The sequence below is a fragment of the Paenibacillus sp. J31P316 genome (genome assembly GCF_056269105.1).
The window spans coordinates 922,930-948,047 of the sequence record NZ_JBWDNI010000003.1; the positions used below are offsets into that span (position 1 = coordinate 922,930).

Annotated in this window: 26 protein-coding genes and 1 other annotated feature; of the genes, 14 read left to right on the forward strand and 12 right to left on the reverse strand. The window is 56.0% G+C overall.

The features are described 5' to 3' along the window. Positions 1-25 precede the first annotated feature (25 nt). The gene (locus tag AC0YNU_RS14990; protein ID WP_475757802.1) at positions 26-919 is read right to left on the reverse strand and encodes a polysaccharide deacetylase family protein; all 894 of its coding nucleotides are present in this window, start codon (positions 917-919) and stop codon (positions 26-28) included. Between the two features lie 138 nt (positions 920-1,057). On the opposite strand from AC0YNU_RS14990, the gene AC0YNU_RS14995 reads away from it, so the two are divergent. Both AC0YNU_RS14995 and AC0YNU_RS15000 read left to right on the forward strand, forming a co-directional pair. Then, positions 1,058-2,020: an acetylxylan esterase gene (locus AC0YNU_RS14995; RefSeq protein ID WP_475757805.1), complete on the forward strand. Its 963-nt coding sequence runs from the start codon at positions 1,058-1,060 to the stop codon at positions 2,018-2,020. Positions 2,021-2,035: 15 nt separating this feature from the next. Beyond that, complete coding sequence (locus AC0YNU_RS15000) at positions 2,036-2,695, forward strand: SGNH/GDSL hydrolase family protein (RefSeq protein WP_475757807.1); 660 nt, start codon at positions 2,036-2,038, stop codon at positions 2,693-2,695. Positions 2,696-2,789: 94 nt separating this feature from the next. On the opposite strand, the gene AC0YNU_RS15005 is transcribed toward AC0YNU_RS15000, so the two are convergent. Next, positions 2,790-4,049: a methyl-accepting chemotaxis protein gene (locus AC0YNU_RS15005; RefSeq protein ID WP_475757809.1), complete on the reverse strand. Its 1,260-nt coding sequence runs from the start codon at positions 4,047-4,049 to the stop codon at positions 2,790-2,792. A 253-nt stretch (positions 4,050-4,302) separates the two neighbouring features. Here AC0YNU_RS15005 and AC0YNU_RS15010 point away from each other — a divergent pair, with 253 nt between their 5' ends. Then, on the forward strand, positions 4,303-4,704 hold the full coding sequence (locus AC0YNU_RS15010; RefSeq protein WP_475757812.1) for an O-methyltransferase: 402 nt from the start codon (positions 4,303-4,305) through the stop codon (positions 4,702-4,704). Positions 4,705-4,790: 86 nt separating this feature from the next. On the opposite strand, the gene AC0YNU_RS15015 is transcribed toward AC0YNU_RS15010, so the two are convergent. From AC0YNU_RS15015 to AC0YNU_RS15025, 3 genes are all read right to left on the reverse strand, one after another. Beyond that, positions 4,791-5,012, reverse strand: a complete 222-nt coding sequence (locus tag AC0YNU_RS15015) for a small, acid-soluble spore protein, alpha/beta type (RefSeq protein ID WP_475757814.1) — start codon at positions 5,010-5,012, stop codon at positions 4,791-4,793. A gap of 81 nt (positions 5,013-5,093) precedes the next feature. After that, complete coding sequence (locus tag AC0YNU_RS15020) at positions 5,094-5,417, reverse strand: DUF1980 domain-containing protein (RefSeq protein WP_475757816.1); 324 nt, start codon at positions 5,415-5,417, stop codon at positions 5,094-5,096. A gap of 13 nt (positions 5,418-5,430) precedes the next feature. Continuing rightward, positions 5,431-6,354, reverse strand: coding sequence for a permease (locus tag AC0YNU_RS15025; RefSeq protein ID WP_475757818.1), 924 nt, complete (start codon positions 6,352-6,354; stop codon positions 5,431-5,433). Positions 6,355-6,593: 239 nt separating this feature from the next. Between AC0YNU_RS15025 and AC0YNU_RS15030 the strand changes: the two genes are divergently transcribed. Together AC0YNU_RS15030 and AC0YNU_RS15035 are read left to right on the forward strand one after the other, a co-directional pair. Beyond that, a complete protein-coding gene (locus AC0YNU_RS15030; RefSeq protein ID WP_475757821.1) occupies positions 6,594-8,618 on the forward strand; it encodes a hypothetical protein in 2,025 nt (674 codons plus the stop codon). Next, positions 8,575-10,581, forward strand: coding sequence for a beta-propeller fold lactonase family protein (locus tag AC0YNU_RS15035; RefSeq protein WP_475757823.1), 2,007 nt, complete (start codon positions 8,575-8,577; stop codon positions 10,579-10,581). Before AC0YNU_RS15030 ends, AC0YNU_RS15035 begins: the two co-directional genes overlap by 44 nt. A 78-nt stretch (positions 10,582-10,659) precedes the next feature. On the opposite strand, the gene AC0YNU_RS15040 is transcribed toward AC0YNU_RS15035, so the two are convergent. After that, entirely contained in the window at positions 10,660-11,658 is a 999-nt protein-coding gene (locus AC0YNU_RS15040; protein ID WP_475757825.1) for a YihY/virulence factor BrkB family protein, read from the reverse strand. 313 nt (positions 11,659-11,971) lie between these two features. Beyond that, positions 11,972-12,231: a binding site (T-box leader), on the forward strand. Positions 12,232-12,288: 57 nt separating this feature from the next. On the opposite strand from AC0YNU_RS15040, the gene trpS reads away from it, so the two are divergent. Continuing rightward, positions 12,289-13,275, forward strand: a complete 987-nt coding sequence (gene trpS / locus AC0YNU_RS15045; protein WP_475757828.1) for a tryptophan--tRNA ligase — start codon at positions 12,289-12,291, stop codon at positions 13,273-13,275. Positions 13,276-13,321: 46 nt separating this feature from the next. Here the strand turns inward: trpS and AC0YNU_RS15050 are convergent, their stop codons facing one another. Then, positions 13,322-13,498 carry a hypothetical protein gene (locus AC0YNU_RS15050; RefSeq protein ID WP_475757830.1) on the reverse strand — a complete coding sequence of 59 codons (177 nt, stop codon included), beginning with the start codon at positions 13,496-13,498 and terminating at the stop codon, positions 13,322-13,324. A gap of 116 nt (positions 13,499-13,614) precedes the next feature. Here AC0YNU_RS15050 and AC0YNU_RS15055 point away from each other — a divergent pair, with 116 nt between their 5' ends. Further along, entirely contained in the window at positions 13,615-13,842 is a 228-nt protein-coding gene (locus AC0YNU_RS15055) for an alpha/beta-type small acid-soluble spore protein (RefSeq protein ID WP_161698009.1), read from the forward strand. 178 nt (positions 13,843-14,020) lie between these two features. Here AC0YNU_RS15055 and AC0YNU_RS15060 read toward each other — a convergent pair whose 3' ends face one another. Next, positions 14,021-15,007, reverse strand: a complete 987-nt coding sequence (locus AC0YNU_RS15060; protein ID WP_475757833.1) for a metal-dependent hydrolase — start codon at positions 15,005-15,007, stop codon at positions 14,021-14,023. Positions 15,008-15,124: 117 nt separating this feature from the next. On the opposite strand from AC0YNU_RS15060, the gene AC0YNU_RS15065 reads away from it, so the two are divergent. After that, complete coding sequence (locus tag AC0YNU_RS15065) at positions 15,125-15,424, forward strand: hypothetical protein (protein WP_475757835.1); 300 nt, start codon at positions 15,125-15,127, stop codon at positions 15,422-15,424. Here the strand turns inward: AC0YNU_RS15065 and gerQ are convergent. Further along, on the reverse strand, positions 15,399-15,965 hold the full coding sequence (gene gerQ, locus AC0YNU_RS15070) for a spore coat protein GerQ (protein WP_475757837.1): 567 nt from the start codon (positions 15,963-15,965) through the stop codon (positions 15,399-15,401). The two genes, AC0YNU_RS15065 and gerQ, sit on opposite strands and share 26 nt — an antisense overlap. A 38-nt stretch (positions 15,966-16,003) precedes the next feature. After that, entirely contained in the window at positions 16,004-16,426 is a 423-nt protein-coding gene (locus AC0YNU_RS15075; RefSeq protein WP_475757839.1) for a cell wall hydrolase, read from the reverse strand. A gap of 192 nt (positions 16,427-16,618) precedes the next feature. Between AC0YNU_RS15075 and cyoE the strand changes: the two genes are divergently transcribed. The 3 genes from cyoE to AC0YNU_RS15090 are packed head-to-tail and all read left to right on the forward strand — an operon-like array spanning position 16,619 to position 19,101. After that, positions 16,619-17,518, forward strand: coding sequence for a heme o synthase (cyoE, locus tag AC0YNU_RS15080; RefSeq protein ID WP_475757992.1), 900 nt, complete (start codon positions 16,619-16,621; stop codon positions 17,516-17,518). A 14-nt stretch (positions 17,519-17,532) separates the two neighbouring features. Further along, positions 17,533-18,153, forward strand: a complete 621-nt coding sequence (locus tag AC0YNU_RS15085) for an SCO family protein (RefSeq protein ID WP_475757842.1) — start codon at positions 17,533-17,535, stop codon at positions 18,151-18,153. Positions 18,154-18,156: 3 nt separating this feature from the next. Next, entirely contained in the window at positions 18,157-19,101 is a 945-nt protein-coding gene (locus AC0YNU_RS15090) for an AEC family transporter (RefSeq protein ID WP_475757844.1), read from the forward strand. 166 nt (positions 19,102-19,267) lie between these two features. Here the strand turns inward: AC0YNU_RS15090 and AC0YNU_RS15095 are convergent, their stop codons facing one another. After that, a complete protein-coding gene (locus AC0YNU_RS15095) occupies positions 19,268-19,639 on the reverse strand; it encodes a toprim domain-containing protein (protein ID WP_475757846.1) in 372 nt (123 codons plus the stop codon). Between the two features lie 343 nt (positions 19,640-19,982). After that, on the reverse strand, positions 19,983-21,188 hold the full coding sequence (locus AC0YNU_RS15100) for an MFS transporter (RefSeq protein ID WP_475757848.1): 1,206 nt from the start codon (positions 21,186-21,188) through the stop codon (positions 19,983-19,985). Between the two features lie 160 nt (positions 21,189-21,348). Here AC0YNU_RS15100 and AC0YNU_RS15105 point away from each other — a divergent pair, with 160 nt between their 5' ends. From AC0YNU_RS15105 to AC0YNU_RS15115, 3 genes are read left to right on the forward strand one after another with little or no spacing between them, the layout of a single operon-like run. After that, positions 21,349-21,792 (forward strand): hypothetical protein, encoded by a 444-nt coding sequence (locus AC0YNU_RS15105; protein ID WP_475757853.1) that lies wholly within the window; start codon positions 21,349-21,351, stop codon positions 21,790-21,792. A 51-nt stretch (positions 21,793-21,843) separates the two neighbouring features. Next, positions 21,844-23,016, forward strand: coding sequence for a transglutaminase domain-containing protein (locus tag AC0YNU_RS15110; protein WP_475757855.1), 1,173 nt, complete (start codon positions 21,844-21,846; stop codon positions 23,014-23,016). Positions 23,017-23,033: 17 nt separating this feature from the next. Then, positions 23,034-25,079: a peptidoglycan D,D-transpeptidase FtsI family protein gene (locus tag AC0YNU_RS15115; RefSeq protein WP_475757857.1), complete on the forward strand. Its 2,046-nt coding sequence runs from the start codon at positions 23,034-23,036 to the stop codon at positions 25,077-25,079. Positions 25,080-25,118: the final 39 nt, after the last annotated feature.

Sequence of the window (25,118 nt, forward strand, 5' to 3'; positions counted from 1 at the left end):
TTTATCGTTGCCGATGACGGATCGTTTATTGCTGTCTGCGGGCAGCAGGCTTCCCGAGCAGCTCGGACAAGGTGACGATGATATAGCCCTTGCTGCGGAGCAGCTTGATGAGACGGGGCAATGCGGCTACGGTTCCGGACAGGTCTTGCCCTTTGCCGCCTCCGGCATGCTGCAGGATAATGGAGCCCGGCTGCAGCGTTCTCTTGATGTTGATTAGAATGGCTTGGCTGCTCAAGCTGCGCCAATCCTGGGAGTCGACATCCCAGTTGACCACGGTATAGCCGCCGTTCCGAAGCCACTCGACTTGCGCCGGCAGGATTTCGCCATAAGGCGGGCGGACGAAACGCGGGCTGTAGCCGATAAGCGGACGCAGCACCCAATCGGTTCGTAAAATCTGCTGCTGCATGGCATACTGCGAGATTCTGGAGAAGACGGGATGATTCCACGAATGATTGCCGACGATATGACCTTCCCTGACCATGCGCTGCACGAGCGCGGGATAGGCCGCGGCGCGCTGGCCGACGACGAAGAAGGTCGCCCTTACTTTATAGCGGGCAAGCGTCTCAAGCACTTGCGGCGTATAGGCGGGATCCGGGACATCGTCGAAGGTCAGCGCGACTCTGCGGTAACGCCGTGATCCCCAGATAACGAACGAGCCGGGGTAACGCTTTTGAAGCGTCACCCAGGACACTGGCTTGGTGCGGGTTCGCTTTTTTTTGCCCGCTTGACCGGAGAAGGCATCCGCTTCCGATTCATCAGGCTGCGAGGGCGGCATCAGCCGGTTCTGTCCGCTCACTGCCGAGGTCGCGTTCGCTTGGGCGCGGGTATCCTCGCCTTGAAAATCACCGGCGGAACAAGATAAGATCGTCCATCCGAGTACAAGCAGCAGCGCTTTACGCAATCCCCCAAAAATCCGCATGGTCTTCCCTCCTCGATGATGTCATTTTGCCCTCAATGGCCGCGAGCATTCACATTAAATAACGAATCGCTACTTTACAGTTGGCCGTTCGAACACGTAACATAAAAAAGGAATCTTATGAGGTGAAGGAGAGATCAAATGCCAGCAATCGATATGCCGTTACAAGAATTGCAAACGTATTCAGGAATCAATCCCAGACCCGGCGACTTCGATGCGTACTGGGAAAGAGCGCTGACCGAGATGCGCGGCGTGGATGCCGCGATCGAGCTTGTGCCGAGCAAATTTCAAACGCCGGCTGCCGAATGCTTCGATTTGTATTTCACGGGCGTCAGAGGCGCGCGCGTCCATGCCAAGTATGCACGGCCGCGGCACTCGGAGCAGCCGCACCCGGCTGTCGTCCAATTTCACGGTTATTCCGGCTCTGCGGGAGAATGGGCCGATAAACTGAGCTTCGTCTCGCTTGGCTTCTCGATCTTCTCGCTGGATTGCCGCGGTCAAGGCGGCTACTCCGAAGACACGGGCGGCGTCGCGGGCAACACGCTGAACGGCCATATTATCCGCGGGCTCGACGGGGATCCCGACCATCTCCTGTTCCGCCATATCTTCCTGGACTGCGCGCAGCTGGCGGGAATCGCGATCGACAGCCCTGAAGTCGATTCGACGCGCGTGTATGCGATGGGCGGCTCGCAAGGCGGCGCATTGACGATCGCTTGCGCCGCGTTGGAACCGAGAATCAAGAAGCTCGCGCCGGTGTTCCCGTTCCTGAGCGACTACCGCCGCGTCTGGCAGATGGACCTGGCGAAGGACGCTTACGCGGAATTGAAAGCGTATTTCCGCAATTTCGATCCGCAGCATGAGCGCGAAGACGAAATTTTCATGAAGCTTGGTTATATCGACATTCAGCATCTTGCGAACCGAATCCAAGGCGAAGTGATGATGGGCGTCGGCCTTATGGACACGATTTGCCCGCCGTCCTCGCAGTTTGCGGCATACAACAAAATTACCGCGCCGAAGCGGGTGGAGATTTACCCGGATTTCGGTCACGAAGGACTGCCGGGCTTCACCGATAAGACGATGCAATTTTTCCTAGGGGATTATTAAGGGGAGGGAATCGATATGCGTATTGGTCAAAATGAAAAGCTGGTCATGATCGGGGATTCGATTACGGACTGCGGCCGTGCACGACCGGTCGGCGAAGGATTGTTTGACGCGATCGGCAAGGGTTATGTGGGCGTAGTGGATGCGCTGCTCACTTCGACCTATCCGGAGCTCGGCATCCGTGTCGTCAATATGGGTTCAAGCGGCAATACCGTCCGCGATCTGAATGACCGTTGGCAGACCGACGTGCTGGATCTCAAGCCGGACTGGCTGTCGATCATGATCGGCACGAACGACGTCTGGCGTCAGTTCGACTCGCCGACGAACAAGGAGTCGCATGTTTATCTGGAGGAGTACGAAGCGACGCTGGAAGCGCTGGTGGCAGCTACGCTTCCGAAGCTGAAAGGTCTGGTGCTCTTGACGCCGTTCTACATAGAGCCGAATCCGAGCGACCGGATGAGAGCGCAGATGGATCTGTACGGCGCGGCAGTCAAACGGATCGCAGCCAAGTACGATACATTGTTCGTGGATACGCAGGAAGCGTTCAACCGCGTGCTGGAGCATCTGTACTCGGGTACGATTGCCTGGGACCGGGTGCATCCGAACCAAACCGGACATGCCGTCCTTGCCCGCGTATTCCTGCAATCGATTGGCTTCGAATACGATAAAGGCTTGTAAGTTTGCGATTGACAGAAAAGCCGCCCCGGTGAAAACCTAGGCGGCTTTTGTTTGGTCATTTACTGTTGTACGGACGGATGGATGACCAATCGAGCTAGATTTTGAATATCGACATCGTACGCTGCAGCTGCATGACGATTTGCTGCATTTTTTCCGTTTCCGATACGACGGCTTGAACCGAACCGATCTGTTCGTTCATCGAAGCGGATACTTGCTCCGTTCCTGCCGCGGATTGCTGCGTAATGGCGGAGATGTTCTGAATGGCACCTGATATTTTGCGGGCGCTCTCCAGCATCGCGTCGCTCTCTCCGGAGAACTGGCCGATCTGAGCGGTGATGAACTCGACGCTCGTGACGATTTCCGTGAAAATATGCTCGGAGTCGCGCAGCATTTGCATCTGCATGCGAACGACTTCTTCGTTGACCTTGATGTTCTGGATGGCTTGCTTCACCCCGGCATCGATGTCGCGTACGAGCGTGAAGACCTCTTTCGTGGAGGCGGTGGATTCCTCGGCCAGCTTGCGCACCTCTTGAGCGACGACGGCAAAGCCCCGGCCATGCTCGCCGGCGCGCGCCGCTTCGATGGATGCGTTCAGCGACAGCAGATTCGTTTGTTCCGCCAGGTCCGAGATCGTTTTGGTGATGGACGAGATGCCTTGCGCCTTCTGGGCCAGGTCCTCGATCGCGGCCGCAACCTTCGAGGTGGCTTCCACGTTGCGGGTCATGCCCTGGGATTGGCTCTCGACCGCCTGGCGTCCGCGCGACACGAGAGTCAGCGCCTGATCCGATCGTTCGTTCATGACTTTGGTGGAATGGGCGTATGTACTCACTTTGTCCTCGATCTCACGGATGGAGTCGGCCATGTCGCCGACATCCTCGGATATTTCGTTGGCGCCGGTAGCCAGCTCGCCGGCCGATGCGGCGACCTGCTCCATCACGCCTTTAAGTTCCACGTTCTTATCGAATATGCTGCGGCTCGTATCGTTCACGACTCTGGAAATCGTCGACGTTTCTTTGAGAATATCGCGCAGCTTGTCCACCATGCTGTTGAACGAGTGGCCGAGCTCGCCGAGCGATGCCGAGGAAGTAACGTCCACCTTCTGAGTAAAGTCACCCTTGGAGATGCTGAACGCGATGGTGGTCATTTCTTGAATCGAGGATGTAAGCGCTCTCTCAATGACACCGACGAGTGGGAAGGTGACGATTGCGGCGATCGCGATGATACAAATGCCCAGCACGATGCTCCCGCCTGTCATGATCAAACCCAGCAGCAGCGCAATGGAGAAAACGGCGACGATGGCGTAACAGCCCGTCAGTAATTTATTCCGAATCGATAATGTCGAGAACCATTGCATGATGCTTGCTCCTCCTAATTATGGAATAATCTCATTATATCACCGCGAAGCTTTTTGTCTATATTGGTCCTATATAATCATATTGTGTCGAAAGCACTGTAAGGTTCGGTCGGAAAGATGTCGAAAGAACGAAATTTTCTGTAAGGAATTTGTAAAAAACTGTTGTAAGATCAGGTACGCTGTCCTATAATGGGTCTATTGGATGATTTGGAAAAAACATCCTTAATTAGAAATGGCGGAGGAGACGGATCACATGAACCAGGATGCAATGTCATTAAATCGACAGGTAGATTACGTATTCAAACAATTGGAGGACGAGCTGCTTCATTCGCTGGCGGGGACTGTCATCATTCAAATCCGGAATAATGTCGTTGGGAAATACGGCGTGCGGCATCATCCCATCGAGAGCAAGAACGGCCGGATCGGCCAGCCGGAGCAGGGCATGACCCGAGAGCAGGTGCAGGCATTCCGCCAAATGGCGGCCGACTCCATTAACTTGAAGCGGAATTGGACCCATGGCGAGATCATGTATGATTTCTCCGTCAGATCCGGAACCTGGTCGGCAAGCATCCTGTTCGAAAGTAATTATAATCTGGCTAACATGTTCCGCTATACGCCGAAATACGGGCTGCAAGCGCTGCGGGACACGCCTTGATACATAGCAAAGAAGCTGCCTCGGCTCGCAGGGGCAGCTTTTTTTGTTTCGGTCAGCCATGCTGCCCGGAGAAACATTGCTTAGCCTTAACGGGAAGCTCTGCCTGCGAGTTGCATTTCTGCCATTTGCACGAGTCTGCGGGTAATATTTCCGCCGATTGCGCCTGCGTCGCGCGTAGCCATTTCGCCATAATATCCATCGGACGGAATAGCAATGCCTATTTCGCGTGCGACTTCATATTTCATTTGATCAAGCGCCGCCATTGCGTTAGGGACGAGCAAGGAATTGCTGCTGCGGTTGGAAGCCATTATAATCACCTCCTTCATGTACCCTTAGTATGGATACGCTGGAAGCAATTATGCGACGACCTTTCATGAAGTTTTTACCAATTACATCATAAATCCAAGCACTAGAGGGAGGACGAACAAGCCGTAGATGAACAGATTGGCCGCAAGCGAATTGGACGGCTCGTGATTGCAGTCGCAAGCGGCCGCGTCGATGCCGTGCCATTCCTGAACGGCGGCTTGCAGCTGATAGATGGCAGTCGCGAACAGGCCGATCGCGGAGAGCTTGACCGCAACGACAAGGTTCGGCTCGACAAATCGGATCAGCATGCCCGTACGGGCGAGATAGACGATATAGAAACCGAACGCCCCGAGGATACAGAAGCGGATCAGATGATGCGCGATCATGGTCCGCTGTTTGGTCGACATGTACATGGCCCCCTCAGGTTCCGAATATGAGCTTCTCTGTCAGCAGAGATCCGATCCAGACCGCGATAATCAAGAACGCGACGATGCCTAGGATGACTTTGCTGCGGAATGCGGCGAAGAGAAGCAGCAGGCTTTTGACATCGACCATCGGTCCGAAGACGAGAAAGGCCAGCAGCGCGCCGGGGCCGAAGATGCCTTGCAGCGACGAAGCGACGAAGGCGTCGGAGGTCGAGCAGAGCGAGAGCACGAAACCGGCTGCCATCATAAGCAAGGAAGCGAAGGCGGGCGTTCCGCTCACGCTGTGGAGCCAAGCCGGATCAATGGCGGACTGCGCGAGCGCAGTAATGAAAGCACCGATGATCAAAAATTTGCCGATATCGAAAATTTCTTCGGAAGCATGCGTGAACGTCGCTTGGATGCGTTCTTGAAACCCGCCGTTAATATGGCCGTGGTTGTATTGATAATCGTCATCCGGCTGCCGGGAGCCTTGGGACACGAAGGCATGCAGGCCAAGCTTGAGCGGATTCCGTCCCATGAAGGCATGCAGCAGTAGACCGAGCAGGACGCACACGACGAAAGCTAGCCCCATTCGGGCGTAGGCGATCGAAGGCTGGGCGCGGAAGGCGTTGAATGTCGAAGCGAACACGATCGGATTGAGGATTGGGCCGGCAAAGATAAACACCATGCCGATATAAGGCGGCATGCCTTTGCGTATGAGCCTGCGAACGATTGGAATCATGCCGCATTCGCATAAGGGCAGCAGCAGGCCGAGCAGACTCCCGAAGAGCACGCCCGCGATCGGATTGCGCGGCGTCAGCCTTGCAATGAGCCGATCCGATACGAATACCTGGAGTACGGCCGAGACGAAGACGCCCAGCAGAATGAACGGAAACGCTTCTATAATGATGCTGATGAAAATGTGCTGGAATTCCTGCATGATTTCTGGTCCGCTCCTTCCCGGGATTCGTACAGGCGGCAGCTGCCGAAGGACTGATATGAATAGCGTATGCGGGCTTGTTCATGCGCAGGACAAACCCGCGACCGAATTTGCTAATCCAGCAAAAAATCATTGCCAGGGCGTAGGAAAAGGAGTAAAATTCGCTTTGTGTGATAATGATTCTCATTGTTAATAAGAATGATAGCTATTCAACTTATAAGGTTAGGGGTCTTATCTCGATGAACTTGCGCAAGAAAACGACTGGAGCCGCGGCGATTTCCGTTCTGCTGGCTTGCTCTACGGCCTTGACGGCTTGCAACGACGACGTGCATGTCAAGGTATCGGATTACAATTTCGACACGGCGGGCAATATGTTCGCTTATGCGGAATTCGAGCTCTCGGGGGAGCCGCTCGCGGAATCGCTTGGCGTCGACCTCGACGTTCTGGATACGGGCAAGATCGATCAGCCGACTGCCTTCGATTACAAAGCGGGCATCGAGTCGTATGAATATTCCGAAGAGGCGATGTATGAGGTCGTCGAGAAATCCGGACTCGGTCTTCACTTGGTCAACGGACCGGCAACTGCGCTTGAGGCGCAGGCAGCCGGCGTAGCGAACAACGAACTGCTTGCTTCGCGGTTTCAGCATATGGCCGAAAGCGTAGGACAGCCTGCGGAAGATATTCAGCAGAACATGTATCCGACGTTCATTGAATACGTTTCCGGCGATCCGCATTATAATCAGAAAGTAGATATCGGCAAATTCGCCGATGGCGAGGACGGCGCGTATATTCCGAATTATCAAGTGAATTTCGCTTCGCTCCGCTGGAACCGCGATAAGATGAAGAAACAGCTCGTTCCGGCTGCTTACGGCGCCACGATGCTGAAGCAATCGCTATGGGCAGGCGACTTCCTCGGGAATTTGCACGATGCCAAGAGCGATGAAGAGGTCGATGCTTCAACGGCCAAAGAAGGTCCGGAGGCCGACCAGGGATTGAAGCTCGGCGTAAGCTCCGTTGACGGCATGCAAGGCATGATCTTGACCGACGAAGTCTGGAATAAGCTGCTGTATGTCCGCGATAACCTGTTCTACAATCCGTCCAACAAAAACATCGGCGGACTGGTTAATACGCCGGGCGGCTATTTGCCCCATGCGGTCGACGTGGAAGAGACGGGCGACAAGGATTTCACGACGATCAAGAATCTGAAAGTCAGCGACGGCCGCAGTCTGCTGCAAGACCAATGGCTGATGCTCTGGCCGACGTCGGAGTTCTTCGGCATGACCGATCAGCGCGCGGCGAATCCGAATCGCAACCCTGCGTTCGCGCGCGTATTCGACGGGGATCCTTTCCCTGCCGCTCCGGCCGTGAATACGGACGCGGACGAGAGCAATGACATTGCCTCCACCGATCCGTATACGGTTACTCATGACGTGCTCCTTGCGGTGTTCGACAATATCAAGAACCGTCATTGGAATGACAAGGCCGGCGCTTTCGTAACGGAAGCCGACGGCGACAAGCAAGGCACGCAGGTCGATACTTTCCAAGCGGGCTACACCATCGAGGCCTTGCGCATGTTCGAGCGAGCCATCGACGGGCTTCCGGTCGGCTATGCCAACGGCGAAGGTGCCGAGGGCTTGAAAACGGAGCAAGGCGCTGCAGCCAAAGAAATGATCGCGAAACAAGCGGACTTCATATTGAACGCTTTGATTAATAAAGATGGGTTGGCTGTTACCGGTTACGATACGGCGAAGGGCGAAGCGGATAAGGATACGTCGCTGCAGGCCCAAATCGGCGCTATTCGCGGCTTGACGTCCGCTTTCCTTGCTACCGAGGACGAGAAGTACCGCGATGCGGCACGCAAGCTGTATGCCGCCATGGACGAGAAGCTGTGGGACAACGATCTGAAAGCCTACAAAACGAACGGCAAAGAAGCGAATTACGACGCGTTCACGGCTGGCGGCGTATCGGCCGTATTCCGTCTGGCGCTTGAGCACTTGAAGAACACGAGCAGCGATACGGACGCTCCGAAAGCGCTCGACCAGAACGCGATTCAAGACCGTTACGTTACTTTCTTCCGCCAAGTCATAAACGGACCGACACTCGATGAAGGCATGCAGGCCAGCGAATTCTGGGATACCGGAGACGTGTACAAGGAAGGCGACGATTCCGGCAACACCGACGGCGATACAGTGCCTCAAATTCAGAAGGGACATGGTGACAATGGGATTGCTCCGATTCTTCTCCCGGTTAAAATCTCCAACTAACGGGCTGCGGGCGATCAAACTGGCGGCGGGTGCATGCGCACTCGCCGCTATGGCGTTTCTAAGCGCATGCGCCAATGATAACGGGGACGCGGCCCCCGCGCCTCAATCCGGCAGCAGCATCGTGATGAGTGCGGATGGCAATACGCTCTATATCGCCAACGGCGACAGCAATACCGTCTCCGTCGTCGACGCGAAGAATCGCAAGGTCGAGAAAGAGATCGCGGTCGGCAAAGAGCCGAGAGAACTGGCGCTTTCGTCCGACGGCTCGACGTTGTACGTGACCTGTCGTTACGCAAACTCCGTGGAGTGGGTGGATATCGATAAAGGAACGGTGCTCGGTACGGTCAAGACGGGGATTGAACCGTACGGGATCGTGACCAGTCCTGACGAGAAGACGCTGTACGTGACCAACTACCGTTCGGGTACCGTAACCGTCCTTGATGCGGAGAAACGCACGGTTCTGAAGCAGGTGAAGGCAGGGGCGAATCCGAGGGCGATCGCGATAACGGCGGACGGCGGGAAGCTGTACGTGTCGGATTACTTGACCTCCGGTACGTCGATATTCGATACGGCATCCATGAAGCTGCTGAGCGACAAGAAGCTGGCTCCTTCGCCTGATCTGCCGGATCGGAAGAAGAGCCAGGGGACGCCGAACACGGTGGAGCAGCTTCGGCTGACGCCGGACGGCAAGTCGCTGTGGGAGGCGCATCTGCTTACGAATACGGATACGCCGGTCCAGTTCGAGGAAGTGATTTTCCCCGCGCTGTCGATCGTGGATGCGGCGACCGGAGCGGAAGAACCGAAGTCGCGCAAGGAGCTGTTCAAGGCGATCGACGTCAAGGATAAATTCGGCAAGACGATCATCGTGTCCAATCCGACCGATGTCGTGTTCTCCGCTGACGGGAAGAAAGGCTACGCCCTCATGGGCGGCAGCGAGGATTTGCTGGTGTTCGACTTGGCACGGGGCGGAAGAGCGGGTCAGATCGTTCATCATCTGCCTGGGGATTTGCCGATCGGCATGGTCATATCAAAGGACGGAGCGAAGCTGTACATCCATAATGCGAGCTCGCATGATCTGACCGTCGTCACGCTGCCTCCCTCGGACGAAGAAGGCGGCCAGGCGAGGGTGGATGGCAAGCCGATTGCGCTCATTGCGAAGGACCGCCTGAATCCGCAGCAGCGGCTCGGCAAGACGTTGTTCTATAGCGCCAATTCGGATGATTATCCGCTCGCGGGCAGCAACTGGATGAGCTGCGCGTCCTGTCATTCCGACGGCGAGGTGGATCAGTTGTCGATCATGACGGCGAAGGGGCCACGCAACGTGCCAAGCAACGTGCTCGCTTTCGACACCGGCTTGTTCATGTGGGATGGGAGCCGCGATGATTTCGGCGATTACATTCATACGGTGCAGGGCGAGATGGGCGGCTTGAGCGACGTCGATCCAGCCAAGCCGCTGCCCGCGGAAGCCCAGAAGCAGTTTGACGCCTTGGAAGCGTTCATGCGCATGCCGGATGCGTTCCCCGTGCCTCAGAGTCCGTACCGGAACGAGGACGGTCAACTGACCGAGGAGGCGCAGCGGGGCAAAGCGATCTTCGAAGGCAAGGCGCAGTGCGTCACCTGCCATGCCACGGACGTCATGACCGACAGCGTCCGTGCGACAGGTGACGACGGGAAGCTGACGACCGCCAATACCGGCTTCCTGCACGATGTCGGGACTGTCAACAGCGCGGATGTCGACTATGCCGGCGATGCCCGCGGAGCGTTCAAGAATACGCGTCAGCGGGGGCTCTACGATACACCAACGCTGCGCGGCGTCTATGCGACGGCTCCGTATTTGCATGACGGCAGCGCACCGACGCTGGAGGACGTGATCAAGCGGGCAGGCGACGAGCACGGGCTCACGTCGAATTTGTCTCCTAAGGAAATTAGCGATTTGGTATCCTACTTGAAGCAAATCCAATAACAGGCATCGCAAACAGCCGCAGCGTGCGTTCACGCTGCGGCTGTTTGCGTATCGCGCTTAAACAAGGGGAGGCGGGGATTATTTCTTCTTCTGATGCAGCAGCGGAATCGGGATGGTGAATTGCTTGCAGCTTTGCTTCGTTTTGCCGTGCCGGTCGAAATGCAGCACCGCATTGATCTCGCCGCCAAGCACGATGACGATGCTCGATAAGTACAGCCACGTCAGCAGGACGATAATGCCGCCGATGCTGCCGTACGTTTTGGAATAGTTGCCGAAATTGTTGACGTAGAAGGAGAACGCGAGCGACGTGATAATCCACCCGAACGTCGCGAACAAGGCACCCGGAACGACTTCCCGGAAGCGCAGCCGCAGGTTGGGCACGTACAGGTACAGCGCCGCGAATACAACGGCCATGACGAGAACCGGAAGCGCGAACTGGGCAATGCTCCAGACGGCATCGATATTGCCGGGCAGCCGCGTCTCTTTGTACAGCATATCCCCGATAATCCGGCCGAAGATGAGCATGACGAGACTGAAGACGATGACGAGCGCGAGCACGACGGTAAACAGCAGCGAGTAGGCTTTCACCTTCCAGAACGGACGCGTCTCTTCGACGTCGTACGCCTTGTTGAGCGCCTTCATGACCGCGCTGACGCCGCTGGAGGCCGACCAAATCGTAACGAGCAGACCTAAGGACAGCAGCGAGCCGCTGCGCGAATTTTGAATCTCTTGGAAGACATCCGTAATGGTCTTCGTCGACAGGTCCGGCATCACGGGCCTGATCCGCTCGATCACGTCGCTCACCGTCAGATCGGCAAAGCTCAGCACCGCGATGATGAAGATCAGGAACGGGAAAAACGACAAGATCAAGTAATACGTCAACTGGGCTCCCATGGCTTGGACGTCGTCGTCCTGGAACCGGCAGTACAGATGCTTCGAAAACGAAAGAATGCCCATCCGGCCGCGGCGCCGAGGGGGATTCACCGCGGGAGCGGGACGATAGCCGACAGGCCGAGAGGTGCTGGAATCCGTCATCCGAGACTTATCGGCCCCGGGCATATACCAAGGATTGGCCATTGAATCTCCTCCTTACATCGTTCAATCACTATTAACCAACGAAGCACGCGCAAAAACAAGCCGCCATCTAATCCTATGCGACAAGCCGGAAAGACTTGTCTACCCTTAGAGGCGTTTCACTCGCAGGCGAACGGGGCAAGGGCAAGAACAAAAGCCTTGTCCCGATAGGGACAAAAGCGACACCAAGCACGAATAGGCGCCCCAAGCGCCGCAGCAGCGCACCCAGACAACCATCCGCGTCCCCCGCAGGGACGCGGAACGGGGGCAGCAGCCCCCTCCCCCTTGACATTAGCCACCTGCAAGGTATAATCGTCCTAAAGCAATGACGGGAACAAGTAAGCGCGGATGAACGCTTCAGAGAGCCGGTGGGTGGTGAGAACCGGTGCAGGCGTCCGATTGACCGAATGGATCCCCGAGCAATGGCGAGGAAAGAGCTCCGCAGGGAGATCCGTATGCGCCGTCGTCTCGCTTCGCGTTAAGAAGCTTGGAGGTTTGCCGCATGCCAGCACATCATTGTGTGCCAGGACGATTGCGCAAACGAAATAGGGTGGCACCACGGTCCTCGTCCCTTGCGGCGGAGGGCTTTTTTGCGTTCTCTTCGTTTTAAACCAAAAGGAGGCTGTATTCAAAATGAAACGCGTACTATCCGGCATTCAGCCGAGCGGTCAATTGACCCTGGGCAACTACATCGGTGCGATACAAAACTTCGTGAAGCTGCAAGAAACCCATGAATGCTTCTTCATGGTCGTCGATCTGCATGCCATCACGGTACCTCAGGAGCCTGCGGCGCTGAGAGAGCAGTCGGAATCGGTCGCGGCCCTCTTCATCGCGGCTGGTATCGATCCGGCCAAAGCGAGCATCTTCGTACAATCGCACGTCTCCGCGCATGCGGAGCTGGGCTGGTTGTTCACGACGCTGGCTTACATGGGCGAGCTGGAGCGTATGACGCAGTTCAAGGACAAATCCACGGGCAAAGACTCCGTCGGCGCAGGATTGTTCGTGTATCCTTCGCTGATGGCTGCGGATATTCTGTTGTACAATGCGGATCTCGTGCCGGTCGGAGACGATCAGAAGCAGCATTTGGAGCTGACGCGCGATCTGGCGCAGCGGTTTAATCAGCGCTTCGGCGATTTGTTCACCATTCCGGAGCCGTACATTCCGAAAGTGGGCGCGCGCATCATGTCCTTGGACGACGCGTCCAAGAAGATGAGCAAGAGCAACCCGAATCCGGCGAGCTTCATCGCCTTGCTGGATCCGCCGGACGTCATCCGCAAAAAAATCAGCCGCGCGACGACGGATTCCGGCCGCGACGTGATTTTCAATCCGGCCGAGAAGCCGGAAGTCAGCAACCTGATGAGCATTTACGCGCATTGCGCGGATATGACGCTGGATGAGATCCAAGCGCGTTACGAAGGGCAGGGCTACGGGGCCTTCAAGAAGGATTTGGCGGAGCATGTCGTGGCGAAGCTGGAGCCGCTGCAGAAGCGGTACGCGGAGATACGCAGTTCGGGCGAGATTCACAACATCCTGAAAGAAGGCGCGGATCGGGTAGCGGCCGTCGCGAACGAGACGCTGCGCAGCACGAAGGAGAAAATGGGCTTCCTGCTGCCCCGCTGAGAGGTACGGCAGCGATAATAGGTAAAACAAACGCCGCAGATGGGGATCAACCCTGTCTGCGGCGTCTCATTTTGGCGTTAACGACGAAACCTGCTCCGATGCTGCAAATCGTCAAGAAGAAAAACAGGGCCGCAAGCCATCCGTTATAGCTGATGGAGATAGCGGTGACGGACATAAGCAGCACGGAAAAAATGGCGAAAAAAAGCGCCAGGGGCTTAGACATTTTGAACCTACTCCTTCATGCAAAAATATTTGAGCGAGTTTAGCATATTCTCGGCGCTTACGAATCATAATAAGTTTGCAACACACCACCGTAAGAGTTGAAAGGAGAAATTCAACATGGCAGGACGTAGCAGCAACAGCAATACGTTGGTTGTACCGCAAGCAAGCGCAGCACTCGATCAATTGAAGTACGAAGCAGCGCAAGAACTGGGTATTCAAATTCCGCAAGACGGCTACTATGGCAACTTCTCTACTCGCGATGCCGGCTCCCTCGGCGGTTACATCACGCGTAAATTGGTCCAAATCGCCGAGCAACAACTTTCCGGTTCCTCGTCGTTCCGTTAATTCGTTCATCGATAATCGGATACGAAGAACAGCTGAAGCTCAAGGGAAACCTTGAGCTTCTTCTATTTGTGTGCCGTCACGAAATCGTAGGTCGGCAGACGTTGCATCCGTTGCAAGGCGCGGAAAAAAGCCTCTTCTATTGTGCTAGAAGAGGCAGGCGTAGTCAAGTCGTCGCGCGTCAGTACGTATTCATCCGCAGCCGTTTCTGCAGCCGTTCGTCGCTCAGCCAGCCCACGTAGGAGCCGAGCGTCTTGAATTCATGGTCCATTACCAGCACGCCGACGAACGGATATTGCTTGCGATGCCGATAACGAACGTCCGACCAGCGTACTTCATACCCCCAAGGATGCTCCAGCACATCCGCGCAGGCGAAGGAGGTGAAGTAGAGGAAAGCCCGGATGGACGGATCGTTCCGGGAGCGGTCGATAGCCGGATGCTCCTTGCATTTGGCGCTGTCGATCCAGCGAAGCTTGCCTTGACGGAAGTCGCCGATGAAGAAGTACCCGTCGGGACGCCGCTTGACGACATTCCAATCATACAGCGATATCGTCGGGATCAGAATGAACTCATCGCCTTCCTTGAAGCCTGCATCCAGCCGGGAGAGCCGATTGCGAAGCATGCGATGCGTCACGGTCCGCCATATATAGTAGACGATGAGGCAGGCATACAGCAGCGGAAAAATAACGGTCGGATGTCCGATGCCGAGCGCCCAGAGGGCGATGGCGAGCAGATGGGAAACAAAGATGACGGGATCGAAAATATGGATAATGTTCCAGGATATCCATTTCTGCGTGAATGGCCGTGCGGCCTGCGTCCCGTAGGTATTGAATAAATCCGAGAACACGTGGACGCATACGGCGAGCAGCACCCAGCCTCCAAGATGAAGCCAAGGAAGCTGAAACCGAAATATCGTCTCGAGCAGCAGTGAAATGGCGATCGTCCAGATCGCGACGGCGGGAATGGAATGGGAAACTCCGCGATGATTGCGGATATAGGCGGCGTTGCTCTTGAATCGCAGTAAACCGTCCAGATCCGGGGCTTGGGATCCCGCGACCGTACCGATTAACACGGCGGCGTAAAGCGTCTGGTCCGAAGCGACGGCCGGATCGATCGAAGCAAGACCGGCAAGCCCGATTCCCATGACCAAATGCGTTCCGCTATCCATAGTCATGTACCTCCTTGAGCGCGTATGCGATGATGAATGCGTATTTGTGTATACTTCTTATATGTACGCTTCAGTATTTTCCGAATCGTGGGCGTTTATAACGGAAGGATGAATTTCATGTTTATTTGTTTCGTGGAGTATCGCATTGAGCCGTTGCATGAGCAGCAATACAGGGACTGGATTGCGGCGCAGGAGGGAGTTTTTCCGGGATTCAAGCTGTACGAGGGGACGGATCAGCCGCTGCTGTTCGTCGAGGTGTGGGAAGCGGCGGACTTCCACTCGGCGGAGCGCATAAAAAAAGAACGCTGCGGGGAGCGTTCTTCTTGGCGGAAAATGGCGGACTGGGTGCCGGGGGGCAGCACCAAGATCCATGCCTGGACGTTCAAGCCGATTAACGGCCGAGCGGAGCAGTCGTAGTCGTTCCCGCCGCCTGCGGCGTGTTATTGGTGATCGTGACGCCGTTGAACGTATATTCGTAGTTGATCGGTCCGTCGAACGTGACATAATCCAGATTCAGCGTAAGCAGCAGGTAACGCATGCCCGTGGACGGATCGCTGATGATGATATGATCGCGGCCTGCGGCTTCGATAATGCCGCGAAATACTTTGGCGTTCCATTCTTTGTTGTTCTCGTACGTCATGTAGAAGGTCGCCATTTTGCCGCGGTTCATCCGCAGAATGTTCTCGACGTACGATTCCTCCGATGCCGGAATCGCAATGACGTTGCCGCCGGAAGGCGTAACGAAAGAACCGCTCGGTATGTTAGGCGGCTGCGTGGACGCGCCCGCTACCAGGGGAGATTGCTGCATTTGCATCGGCATCTGCATCTGCATGGGCATTTGCATCGGCATTTGCGCCGGCAGTGTAGTAGGCTGCTGCGGATAGCCGTATCCGTAACCTGGGAAACCTCCCGTGCTTGCTGGACTAACCGCTGTGTTGTACCCGTAACCGTTTGACATAGGATTTAATTCCTCGCTTTCGTAAATGTGTTGCGTTGTCAGTAAACCGCTGGGCATTCGGATGCTTTGGGGGCATAGAAGCAATGGGCTTTATATTTATCGACCAGCCGCTGGTCCCACCAAGTCGGCGGACAGCTGCCGGCCGGACGGAAATACCAGAGGGAGTTCGTTGCCGGCCACTGCCGCTCGCCGTTGATGACCCGTTTGGCCAAGGCGATTTCATTGTCCCGGGCCGCTTGATAGAAGTAGCCCTTCTGAGTCGCTTCAAATCCGCCGGGACTTTGGTAGACCATTTGCTGGATCGTGCGAATGTTCCGGAAATCGATGCAATTGCCCCGAACCCGGTTGACGCCGACGTTGCCGACCATCAGCATGCCGAGGTTACCCTCGCCTTCGGCTTCGGCACGGAGAAGACGCGCCAGAAGCTTTACTTCTTCCGAGTTGGATTTGATGACTGCCATTGCCGAACCTTCCACTTCCTTTCGCTCAGATGGGCCATGAACCACATTGACAGTGTATTGAGAACTGGGCAAAATGGTTCCAACCGGTGTCAAATTCATGAACGACAACCGCGAACATTGTCAAGAGCTTGTTTTTTCGGTATGATTAAGAACGATTTTAAAAAGAAAATCTAGACACAAAATGGGCGGAAAATTCGCTCATCGGGATCGGAAGCGGGGAGGCTGGCTGTGCTTAAAGATTATGTGGCCCTGACAAAACCGAACATCATACGATTAAACGCGATTGCTGCGTTCGGCGGGTTTTGGGTCGCTTCCAAATGGGATATCGATTGGTTGCTACTGCTTTACATGTTAATCGGCTCGGCGTTGACGATGGCATCGGCTTGCGTCATCAATAACTACTGGGATCGTGAATTGGACAAGAAGATGGAACGTACCAAGAATCGCGCGCTTCCGACGAAAAGGCTGAATCCGAACGCCGTTCTGCTTTACGGAATCGTGCTCGGCATTATCGGGCTCGCGGTGCTGTTTATCCTTGTGAATCCTCTCACAGGCTGGCTTGGCCTGCTTGGGTTCTTCGTCTACGTCGTCATCTATACGATGTGGCTCAAACGGACATCGACCTGGAGCACATCCATCGGCGGCGTGTCCGGCGCGATGCCTCCGGTCATCGGCTATTGCGCGGTGACGGGCGTCGTGGACGAAGGCGCTTGGATTTTGTTCGCCTTGCTCTTCCTGTGGCAGCCGGCGCATTTCTGGTCGCTCGCCATTCGCAGAGTGGAAGAATACCGCGCGGCCGGCTTTCCGCTGCTGCCCGTCGTGAAAGGCATTCCGCGGACGAAGCTGCAAATGCTGCCCTATATCTTACTGCTGATTCCGACGGGAATCCTGATGTTCACGTACGATTACGTCGGATATACCTACTTGATCATTTCGCTGATCTGCGGCATCGTATGGCTCGTGCACACGTTCATGGGCATACGCGCCGCCGATACGACCAAGTGGGCAAGAACGAACTTTCTCATTTCCATTAACTATCTGATGGTCGTGTTCCTCGTTATGATCGCGGATACGAACGGCGCGATCGGTTAGGGGGGACGCTGAACATGCACGTGTTGCGCAAGTATGGTTTTGCGATTGCGGTGCTCCTATTGTGTGCCGCGATGGGCCTTTATTTATATCTCTCATCGACCAAAGGGTCCAGCGTCAATTTGGATCAGAGCCTGAAGGCGCCGAACTTCGCGCTGACGGATCTGGACAATAACAAGGTGACGCTGGACGATACGAACGGCAAAGTCAGGGTCGTGTACTTCTTCTACGCCAACTGCCCGGATGTCTGCCCGCCAACGACGTACCTGATGACGCAAGTGCAGAACAAGCTGAAGGACAAAGGCTCGTTCGGCAAAGACGTCGAGTTCATGTGGATCACCTTCGATCCGAAGCGGGATACGACTGAAGCGATGAAAGACTATCAGAGCAAATTCGATATCGATGCAAGCGGCTGGAAGTTCCTGCGTGAGGACAGCGCGGAAGATACGGAGAAGCTGATGAAGGATTTCGGACTGGGGCTTCTGAAGGACGAGAAAACGAACACGTTCACGCATACGGACACGATTGCCTTCGTTGACCGTAAAGGCGTCGTGCGCAAATATTTGACGGGTTCCATCGATGAGACGCAGAATGCGGATAAAGTCGTGGACGTCATCAATGCGCTCGTGAAAGATTGACGCATGGCCATTTTCTTTTCTATATTATGGAACAACGTAATCCCGCTGTCAGTCATGATTGCTTTAGGCATCACGCTGCATCGGGTTTTTTCTTTGGATATCAAGACGCTGTCCAAGCTGAATTTTTATTTGTTTTCCCCGGCTATCATCTTTAATTTATTGTATACGACCGAAATCTCGGTGAACGTGCTGCTGAAGGTACTGTTATTCTTCTTTGTTTTCATGTTCCTGCTCTATGGCTGCGTGGAAGCGGCGATCCGGATCAGGCGGACGCCCAAAGCCATGCAGGGCGCGGTGCGCAACAGCGTGCTCTTCTACAACAGCGCGAATTACGGCATTCCGCTCAATCAGCTGGCTTTTGCATCGAATCCGTACACGCTGTCTGTTCAAGTGCTGATCATGATGATGCAGTCGCTCATTCCGAATACATACGGCATCTACAACGTCAATTCACATAAGCTGCAGGCCAGGGATATCGGAAGGACCATTCTGGGACAGCCCGTCATCTATGCGATTCCGCTCGGCTTCTTGCTGCACACTTTTCATATCGAAATTCCGAAGGCGCTCGACATTCCGCTGAATTACTTGGCAAACGCGTTCATCGGCACGGCGCTCATCACGCTCGGCGTCCAGCTCGGGAGCATGAAGCTGACGCTTCGGCATCCTAAGCTGAAAGACGTGCTGATCTCCGTCGTGCTCCGCTTGATCGGCGGACCGCTGCTCGCGCTCGCCGTCGTCTGGCTGATGAGGACGAACAGCTTCACGATGATCGATAGCTTGATGGCGAAGGCGCTGATCGTCTCGTCGTCCGTGCCGACCTCGCTATCGAGCGTGCTGCTGGCGGTGGAATTCGACAACGAACCGGAATTCGCCTCGCAGGTCGTACTGCTGTCGACGACGCTGAGTATCATCACGGTGACTTGCGTGATCTACCTGTTACACATCTAAGTGGACTTGAGCTTTTTAAAAGTGCCCGGAGGGGCGGTATGGAGTCGGAAAAACGAAGTGGTCGCCTTTGTAGACGGAAAAACACATTTATAAAGTGGATTCAACTTTTCCGGCTACAACAGCGATTGGAGACCCGTACCGACCCGCAGGGGATGCTTTTAATTAGTCAAAGTCCGTCTTCTTTACTCCATTGGGCGGCGCTCTGCGGCGGGTACACGATGTACGCCTCAAGGCCGGCCTTTTCCAACTGCTCGATCAGATATTCCTCCGGCGTCTTCTCCACGCCGGGGTAGCCGCGCCGCGTATGAATATGCTCGGCGTCGGGGAACGCTTCGCGGAGCATGCCGCGGATTCGCCGCCCGGATGCGTCGTTGTCGGTGAATATGTACACCTGCTTGTCGCCGGCTTGGCGGCGCAGCTTCTCGAGCTGCAGCGTGCCCGGCGTCCCGTACGTGCACAGGATGGGGACATCCTCGTGCAGCACGCGCCGGAGCCGGCTGCGGTCGTTCTTGCCTTCTACGATCATGGCGATATCCATGGCAGCGTCACCTCTTACCGACATCTTACCGTATTTGCGCGCGAAACGAAAAACGGCCTGCCGGAATGATCCGACAGGTCGTTTTTTCGTTGCCAATATGGAGAATTTTAGCACCAGCCGCTAAATACGATAACGAGCAGGATGAAAAGGACGAGGATGATACCGACGTGTCCGAATCCGTGATGACCATGATGGCCGTGGATTGGTTCTACACATTGAGACATTGTGAAGTCACCCCTCTTTCGCCTAATGAGGACTAGGGCTTCAGGCGCTTTGCGTTTAAGCATTACAGCCGCTTGCCACACAGTACTATATGCCCCGGAGTGATAAAAGCCCTGTGCACTTACCCAGTATGGGAAAAATGGGCGCCGGCATCACGCGCGTCTCGGGTTCGTTTCGGATCGGAATAAAAGGGGAGAATCGAGACGGCCAGCATCAAGGCGACGAATGCGATGTAGTAGGGCGAGACGAAATTGCGCAGCTGGCCTGCCAGCATCGGCCCCATGAATGCGCCGACGGAGAAGGCGATCGACAGAATGGAGAAGATGCGTCCGTACCGCTCGCCGCCGCTGCGTTCGATGAGGAGCGAGGACAAGGCGGGGAAGATGACGCCTTTGGCCATGCCGAGAAAGAACAACAGCACGAAGAAAGGAAGCGGCGCGCCCGCGGCAATCGCAAAGTAGGTGAGTGCCAGCAGGAAGGCGCCCCAAAGCGAACGCAGAAAAGGCGAAAGCTTATTCAGGAACAGCATGCTGAGCGTGAACAGCGCGCCAAGGCTGACGATGGAGAAGAGCAGCCCCGTGGTCATCATGCCTTCCTTGGTCGTCGACATGAGCGGCAGCTCGAAGGACAGGATACCTTGCGCGCAGCTCATGGCAACCGGCAGCAGGAAGATGAGCCAAGGAATCGCCGGCGGTTTCTTTTTCGTTGGCGCGCCGCGCATGCCGACCATCTCCGCCTGTGCTTTAACCAAATTGTCTGCGGACAGCTTTTCGCTCTGGGCGGGAACGTCGCGAATGAAGAAGAGGGCGCAGACCGCGGTCACGATCAATACCCAGCCCAGCACATTGAAGGCGGTCGTGAAGCCGATTTGCGCAACCAGGTAAGCCCCCGCTGCGGGAGAGACGACCGAGGCCAGCGTATGGACCAGGCCATTGCCGGACATCAGCTTTCGCTGCTTCATGTGATCCGTGGCGATGCGCGCGAGCAGCGACATGCAGGCGGGAGATAGAAAAGCGAGCACGAAGCCGCTGATCGAGCGGAGGGTGAGCAGCTGCCACGGATCGGTCACATGCGACTGCAGCAGCAGGATGCCGCCGGCGGCGCCCAGGCTGAACACGATGAACAGACGGCTCCCGAACCGGTCGACGCCGACGCCCGCGATGAGATTGCCGGGAAGATGGGTGATCGAATACAGCCCCATCATAAGGCCGATAAAGGACGGGGCGGCTCCGAGCGATACGGCGAAGGGCGTCAGGATGGGATATTGGGCATGCAGGTCGAAGAACGCGACGAACAGGAACAGGTAGAGCCATATGGCGGTTCTCAACGGGAATCACTCCTTCAGTCATGCTAGGAAAAGCTGTTACTACTTGTACGCGCCCGGACGCCCGGATATGTCTCGACTCCGGCCTGGTTTACGCTCCCTAGGTCCTGGGTTATAATGTGTGATATAATGACCTTTTGGTTAAATGGGGGCATGCGGTCAAATGAGCGTTGATTTTAATTATGATACCGATACGTGGGTACAGTTTCTGAAGGATAACTGGCTGTTTCTCGTCATTGCGCTCGTCGTCCTGCTGCTTGTCGTTCGCGTCGTGAAGACCGTCGTGAAATGGCTGATCGTCGTCGTCATCCTGGCAGGCGTCGTTATCTACAGCGGATATTCGCTGGAAGACGTCAAGTCGATCGGCACGAAAGTGGCAGACGGCGTGAAGCAGGAAGCGGTCGCGGCGATGGCGGGCGAAGCGAAGGATGCGACGTTCACGAACAACAGCGACGGCACGTTTACCGTCCGAACGAAAAACCTGGAGCTGAACGGTACCCCCGGAGAGGGCGAAGTGAAGGTCTCGTTCCACGGCACGTCGCTCGGCACCTGGAAGATCGATACGGCGATTCAATCGTTGATCGATCAAGCGAAGAGTAACGTCTGATACGCGGATTAATTGGTTCTACGGCAATATTTGAATGAAGGAGGCCTCATCATGCATACATGGGTCCATACCCTGCTGAAACCGGAACCGGTTGCGCTCATGGTGGTGCTTATCCTGCTTGTCTCCTTATTTTCGGGCATGAGAAGAGGTGCATCGGGTTCCGCGAAGCACCTTTTCTTTTTTATTTGGCAGGCAGCCGCGGTAGTTGCATCCCTAATCGCGGCAGGCAGGGGCGCGGTCTATTTGTCTCCGCGCGTTCAGGACTGGCTGATCGGAAGGGACATCTCGATCCCTGCGGAAGAGATGGGTGCGCTGAAGCAATTCTGGTACACGGTCATTACCAGCCTGCGCGACTTTGAGCTGCTTCGTTTCGGCGTGCTGTTCCTGCTGCTTTATGCGCTGCTTCGGCTGCTGCTCCATACGCTGGAGCCGTTTATATTCGGGCTGGTCGACAGACTGCTCTCGCGCAGCGCCCCGGACGGCCGCAGACATAAGGGGGCATCGCCCCTGATTTCCGGTACGGCAAGCCGGACGACGGGCGCGATGATCGGCGCTTTGCTCGGCGGCGGCCGCGCGTTTATCGTGATGGCCTGCCTCTTCGTCTATGTGTCCGTTCTGCCGAACGCCTTCGGCACCGACGTTATCCGCGCCTCCGCGCTGTATAACAAGACGGCGTCGGAGCTGCTGGATCCCGTAGCCGGCGACGTGCTGAAGCGGGGACCGGTAATCACGGAAGCGGTGGAAGCCGAGTTCCGGCGGGTGCTGGAGCGCAAATACGATGTCATCGATGCCGCCATTCCGGAGAATATCGAAGCGGCGGCCGCGGCGGTGACGAAGAACAAGGGGACGGACGAGCAAAAGGCCCGGGCACTCTACGACTGGGTCGGCACGCGGATCGCGTATGATTGGGATAAAGCGAATAACTACACCGAGCATGGGATATGGAAAGAACAGACGCCAACGGATACGTTCGCCTCTCGCAAAGGCGTCTGTATCGACGTGGCCAGGCTATACTCGGTGATGGCTCGGTCGGTGGGCTTGGAGGTCCGCGTCGTGACAGGCGTCGGCGAGACGGGAGACGGAAGCTACGGCCCGCATGCCTGGAACGAAGTGAAGCTGGCAGATGCCGGCGGCAAGTGGATTCCGCTCGACGCGACTTGGGCTGCCTCGGGCGATTGGTTCAACCCTGAAGGTTTTTCGAAAACGCATATTCGGGAAGTGTAAGGAGCTAAATGTGAGTTATGGTGCAGGACGATCCCCAGAAGCGGGAAATTTCGAGACGGAGAAACTTTTCGTTTCGGCTGAACTTATTCTTTTTTGCCACGTTTTTCTTATTCAGCGTCTTGATCGTCCGCTTGGCGATTCTGCAGTTCGTTGACGGTCCCTCCCTTCGGGAAGAAGAGGAGAAGCGGGGCTCGACGAAAGTGTTGATTCCTCCGATCCGCGGCAATATTTACGATTCGGGCGGCAAGGCGATCGCGTATTCCACCTCGACGCAGTCGCTCTATTACAGCATCGAACCGGGCGCGAAGAAGCAAGATTCGATTGCGACGGCCGAGAAGCTGTTCGACGTATTCCAGAAGCATGGGGATCCCAAGGTTGCCGTTACGCTGGAGCAGATCATCAAGAGCATGGACCTGGAATACAAGAAGAACACCGTATCGGTGCCGCGCCGCATCAAGAGCGGCCTGACATCGGAAGAAATCGCCTTCTTCATGGAGAACCGCGACATGTACAAGGGCATCGATATCATCGAGGAGAGCATCCGGCATTACGATACGACCAATACGGCGGTTCAGCTCGTGGGCTACCTGAAGAAATTCGGCGGCGGCGCGGAGAATGGCTTATATAAGGACAAAGCCAAGACCGACGATGCGCGACTCAAATATTTGCAGCAGGAAGACGTCGGTTACGATGGCCTGGAATTTATGTATCAAGACGAGCTGCGCGGCAAGAACGGGCTGAAGGTCTATCCGGTCAATGCGGCGAGCCGCATCATCGGGCCCCCGGTCGTCACGACGCCGGAGAAGGGCGACAACATCTACTTGACCATCAACCGGCAGGTGCAGGAAGCGACGGAGACGGCGATTATGGACCAGCTGCATTTGCTGCAGACGACGACAACCGATAAGCATGCCCCGAACGCCAAGACCGGCTATGCCGTTGCGATGGAAGTAAAGACCGGCAAAGTGATTGCCATGGCGAGCATGCCGGATTATAATCCGAACATTTGGGAAGGCGGCAGCATTACCACGGATGATTATAATTCCATCAAGTACGTGCTGCAGAACGGTACCATCAGCCCGGTCATCGGACCGTACGACGATCCGAAGGAGCAGCGGAAGCATCCGTCTTCGATCGTGTTCCTTGGCTCCACCCAGAAGCCGCTCTCGGTGCTCATCGGGCTGAACGAGAAGCTGTTCACGACGTCGAGCACCTATACGGACTCGGGGTCGTTCTTCTACGGGAAAGAAGGCGCCACGCGCCGCCGGATCGGGAATGCCAAGGGCCATGCTTACGGAACGCTCGACCCGTCGTCGGCGATTTCCCACTCCTCCAACCCGTTCATGGCCAAAATGATCGGCGATGCCCTCTATCGCAAGGACTCGAAGAACGGCGTCGACATTTGGGATCGGTACGTCAAGCAGTTCGGCCTCGGCGTCAACACGGGGAGCGGGCTGCTGAACGAGAGCCGCGGCGTAATCGGCTACTTCCACGAGAAGGAAGCGGCGAGCTCGCAGTCCGCGCTTATCTTGGCCTCCTTCGGGCAGATGGGACGGTATACGACGCTGCAGCTGGCCCAGTACGCGGCAACGCTGGCGAGCCACGGCAAGCGGATGAAGCCGCAGTTCGTGAAGGAGATCCGCGACTCGGACGGCAACGTCGTGCAGAGCTTTCAGCCTGAGGTCCTGAATACCGTCACGTTCCCGGACGCCTACTGGAGAGAAATCGAAGAAGGCATGTCCAAGGTAAGCTTGGCCAGCTTCAATAACGCGCCGTACAAAGTACTTCGTAAAACAGGAACGTCTCAGCAGCAGGTCAGCGGCAAAACCGTGGAAAACTCGGTGTTCATTGCCTCTGCGCCTGCCGACGATCCGGTCATTGCCGTAGCGGTCGTTATCCCGGAGGGCGGCTTCGGCGCCGACGGTGCCGGGCCGGTCGCTCGCAAGATTTTGGATGCCTACGAGGATTACATCGGCTTGAACGGCGTGCCGAAGAAGCAGGCATCGCCGCAGGCAGGCAGCGCGGCTAACGGGACAACAGGCGCGAACGGTGCTGCCAGGTAAGGAACGGAACGTTAATGGATTGGCGCCATCGGTTTGAAG

Excerpts from the sequence above, each read along its gene's own strand:
- AC0YNU_RS15005 (WP_475757809.1), bottom strand. The coding sequence starts at position 4,049 with ATGCAATGGTTCTCGACATTATCGATTCGGAATAAATTACTGACGGGC.
- AC0YNU_RS15060 (WP_475757833.1), bottom strand. The coding sequence starts at position 15,007 with ATGGATAGCGGAACGCATTTGGTCATGGGAATCGGGCTTGCCGGTCTT.
- AC0YNU_RS15105 (WP_475757853.1), top strand. The coding sequence starts at position 21,349 with ATGAGCGTTGATTTTAATTATGATACCGATACGTGGGTACAGTTTCTG.
- AC0YNU_RS15065 (WP_475757835.1), top strand. The coding sequence starts at position 15,125 with ATGTTTATTTGTTTCGTGGAGTATCGCATTGAGCCGTTGCATGAGCAG.
- AC0YNU_RS15075 (WP_475757839.1), bottom strand. The coding sequence starts at position 16,426 with ATGGCAGTCATCAAATCCAACTCGGAAGAAGTAAAGCTTCTGGCGCGT.
- AC0YNU_RS15050 (WP_475757830.1), bottom strand. The coding sequence starts at position 13,498 with ATGTCTAAGCCCCTGGCGCTTTTTTTCGCCATTTTTTCCGTGCTGCTT.
- AC0YNU_RS14990 (WP_475757802.1), bottom strand. The coding sequence starts at position 919 with ATGCGGATTTTTGGGGGATTGCGTAAAGCGCTGCTGCTTGTACTCGGA.
- AC0YNU_RS15030 (WP_475757821.1), top strand. The coding sequence starts at position 6,594 with ATGAACTTGCGCAAGAAAACGACTGGAGCCGCGGCGATTTCCGTTCTG.
- AC0YNU_RS15000 (WP_475757807.1), top strand. The coding sequence starts at position 2,036 with ATGCGTATTGGTCAAAATGAAAAGCTGGTCATGATCGGGGATTCGATT.
- trpS (WP_475757828.1), top strand. The coding sequence starts at position 12,289 with ATGAAACGCGTACTATCCGGCATTCAGCCGAGCGGTCAATTGACCCTG.
- AC0YNU_RS15035 (WP_475757823.1), top strand. The coding sequence starts at position 8,575 with ATGGGATTGCTCCGATTCTTCTCCCGGTTAAAATCTCCAACTAACGGG.
- gerQ (WP_475757837.1), bottom strand. The coding sequence starts at position 15,965 with ATGTCAAACGGTTACGGGTACAACACAGCGGTTAGTCCAGCAAGCACG.
- AC0YNU_RS15040 (WP_475757825.1), bottom strand. The coding sequence starts at position 11,658 with ATGGCCAATCCTTGGTATATGCCCGGGGCCGATAAGTCTCGGATGACG.
- AC0YNU_RS15010 (WP_475757812.1), top strand. The coding sequence starts at position 4,303 with ATGAACCAGGATGCAATGTCATTAAATCGACAGGTAGATTACGTATTC.
- AC0YNU_RS15090 (WP_475757844.1), top strand. The coding sequence starts at position 18,157 with ATGGCCATTTTCTTTTCTATATTATGGAACAACGTAATCCCGCTGTCA.
- AC0YNU_RS15015 (WP_475757814.1), bottom strand. The coding sequence starts at position 5,012 with ATGGCTTCCAACCGCAGCAGCAATTCCTTGCTCGTCCCTAACGCAATG.
- AC0YNU_RS15115 (WP_475757857.1), top strand. The coding sequence starts at position 23,034 with ATGGTGCAGGACGATCCCCAGAAGCGGGAAATTTCGAGACGGAGAAAC.
- AC0YNU_RS15110 (WP_475757855.1), top strand. The coding sequence starts at position 21,844 with ATGCATACATGGGTCCATACCCTGCTGAAACCGGAACCGGTTGCGCTC.
- AC0YNU_RS15025 (WP_475757818.1), bottom strand. The coding sequence starts at position 6,354 with ATGCAGGAATTCCAGCACATTTTCATCAGCATCATTATAGAAGCGTTT.
- AC0YNU_RS15020 (WP_475757816.1), bottom strand. The coding sequence starts at position 5,417 with ATGTCGACCAAACAGCGGACCATGATCGCGCATCATCTGATCCGCTTC.
- AC0YNU_RS15085 (WP_475757842.1), top strand. The coding sequence starts at position 17,533 with ATGCACGTGTTGCGCAAGTATGGTTTTGCGATTGCGGTGCTCCTATTG.
- AC0YNU_RS15055 (WP_161698009.1), top strand. The coding sequence starts at position 13,615 with ATGGCAGGACGTAGCAGCAACAGCAATACGTTGGTTGTACCGCAAGCA.
- AC0YNU_RS15095 (WP_475757846.1), bottom strand. The coding sequence starts at position 19,639 with ATGGATATCGCCATGATCGTAGAAGGCAAGAACGACCGCAGCCGGCTC.
- AC0YNU_RS14995 (WP_475757805.1), top strand. The coding sequence starts at position 1,058 with ATGCCAGCAATCGATATGCCGTTACAAGAATTGCAAACGTATTCAGGA.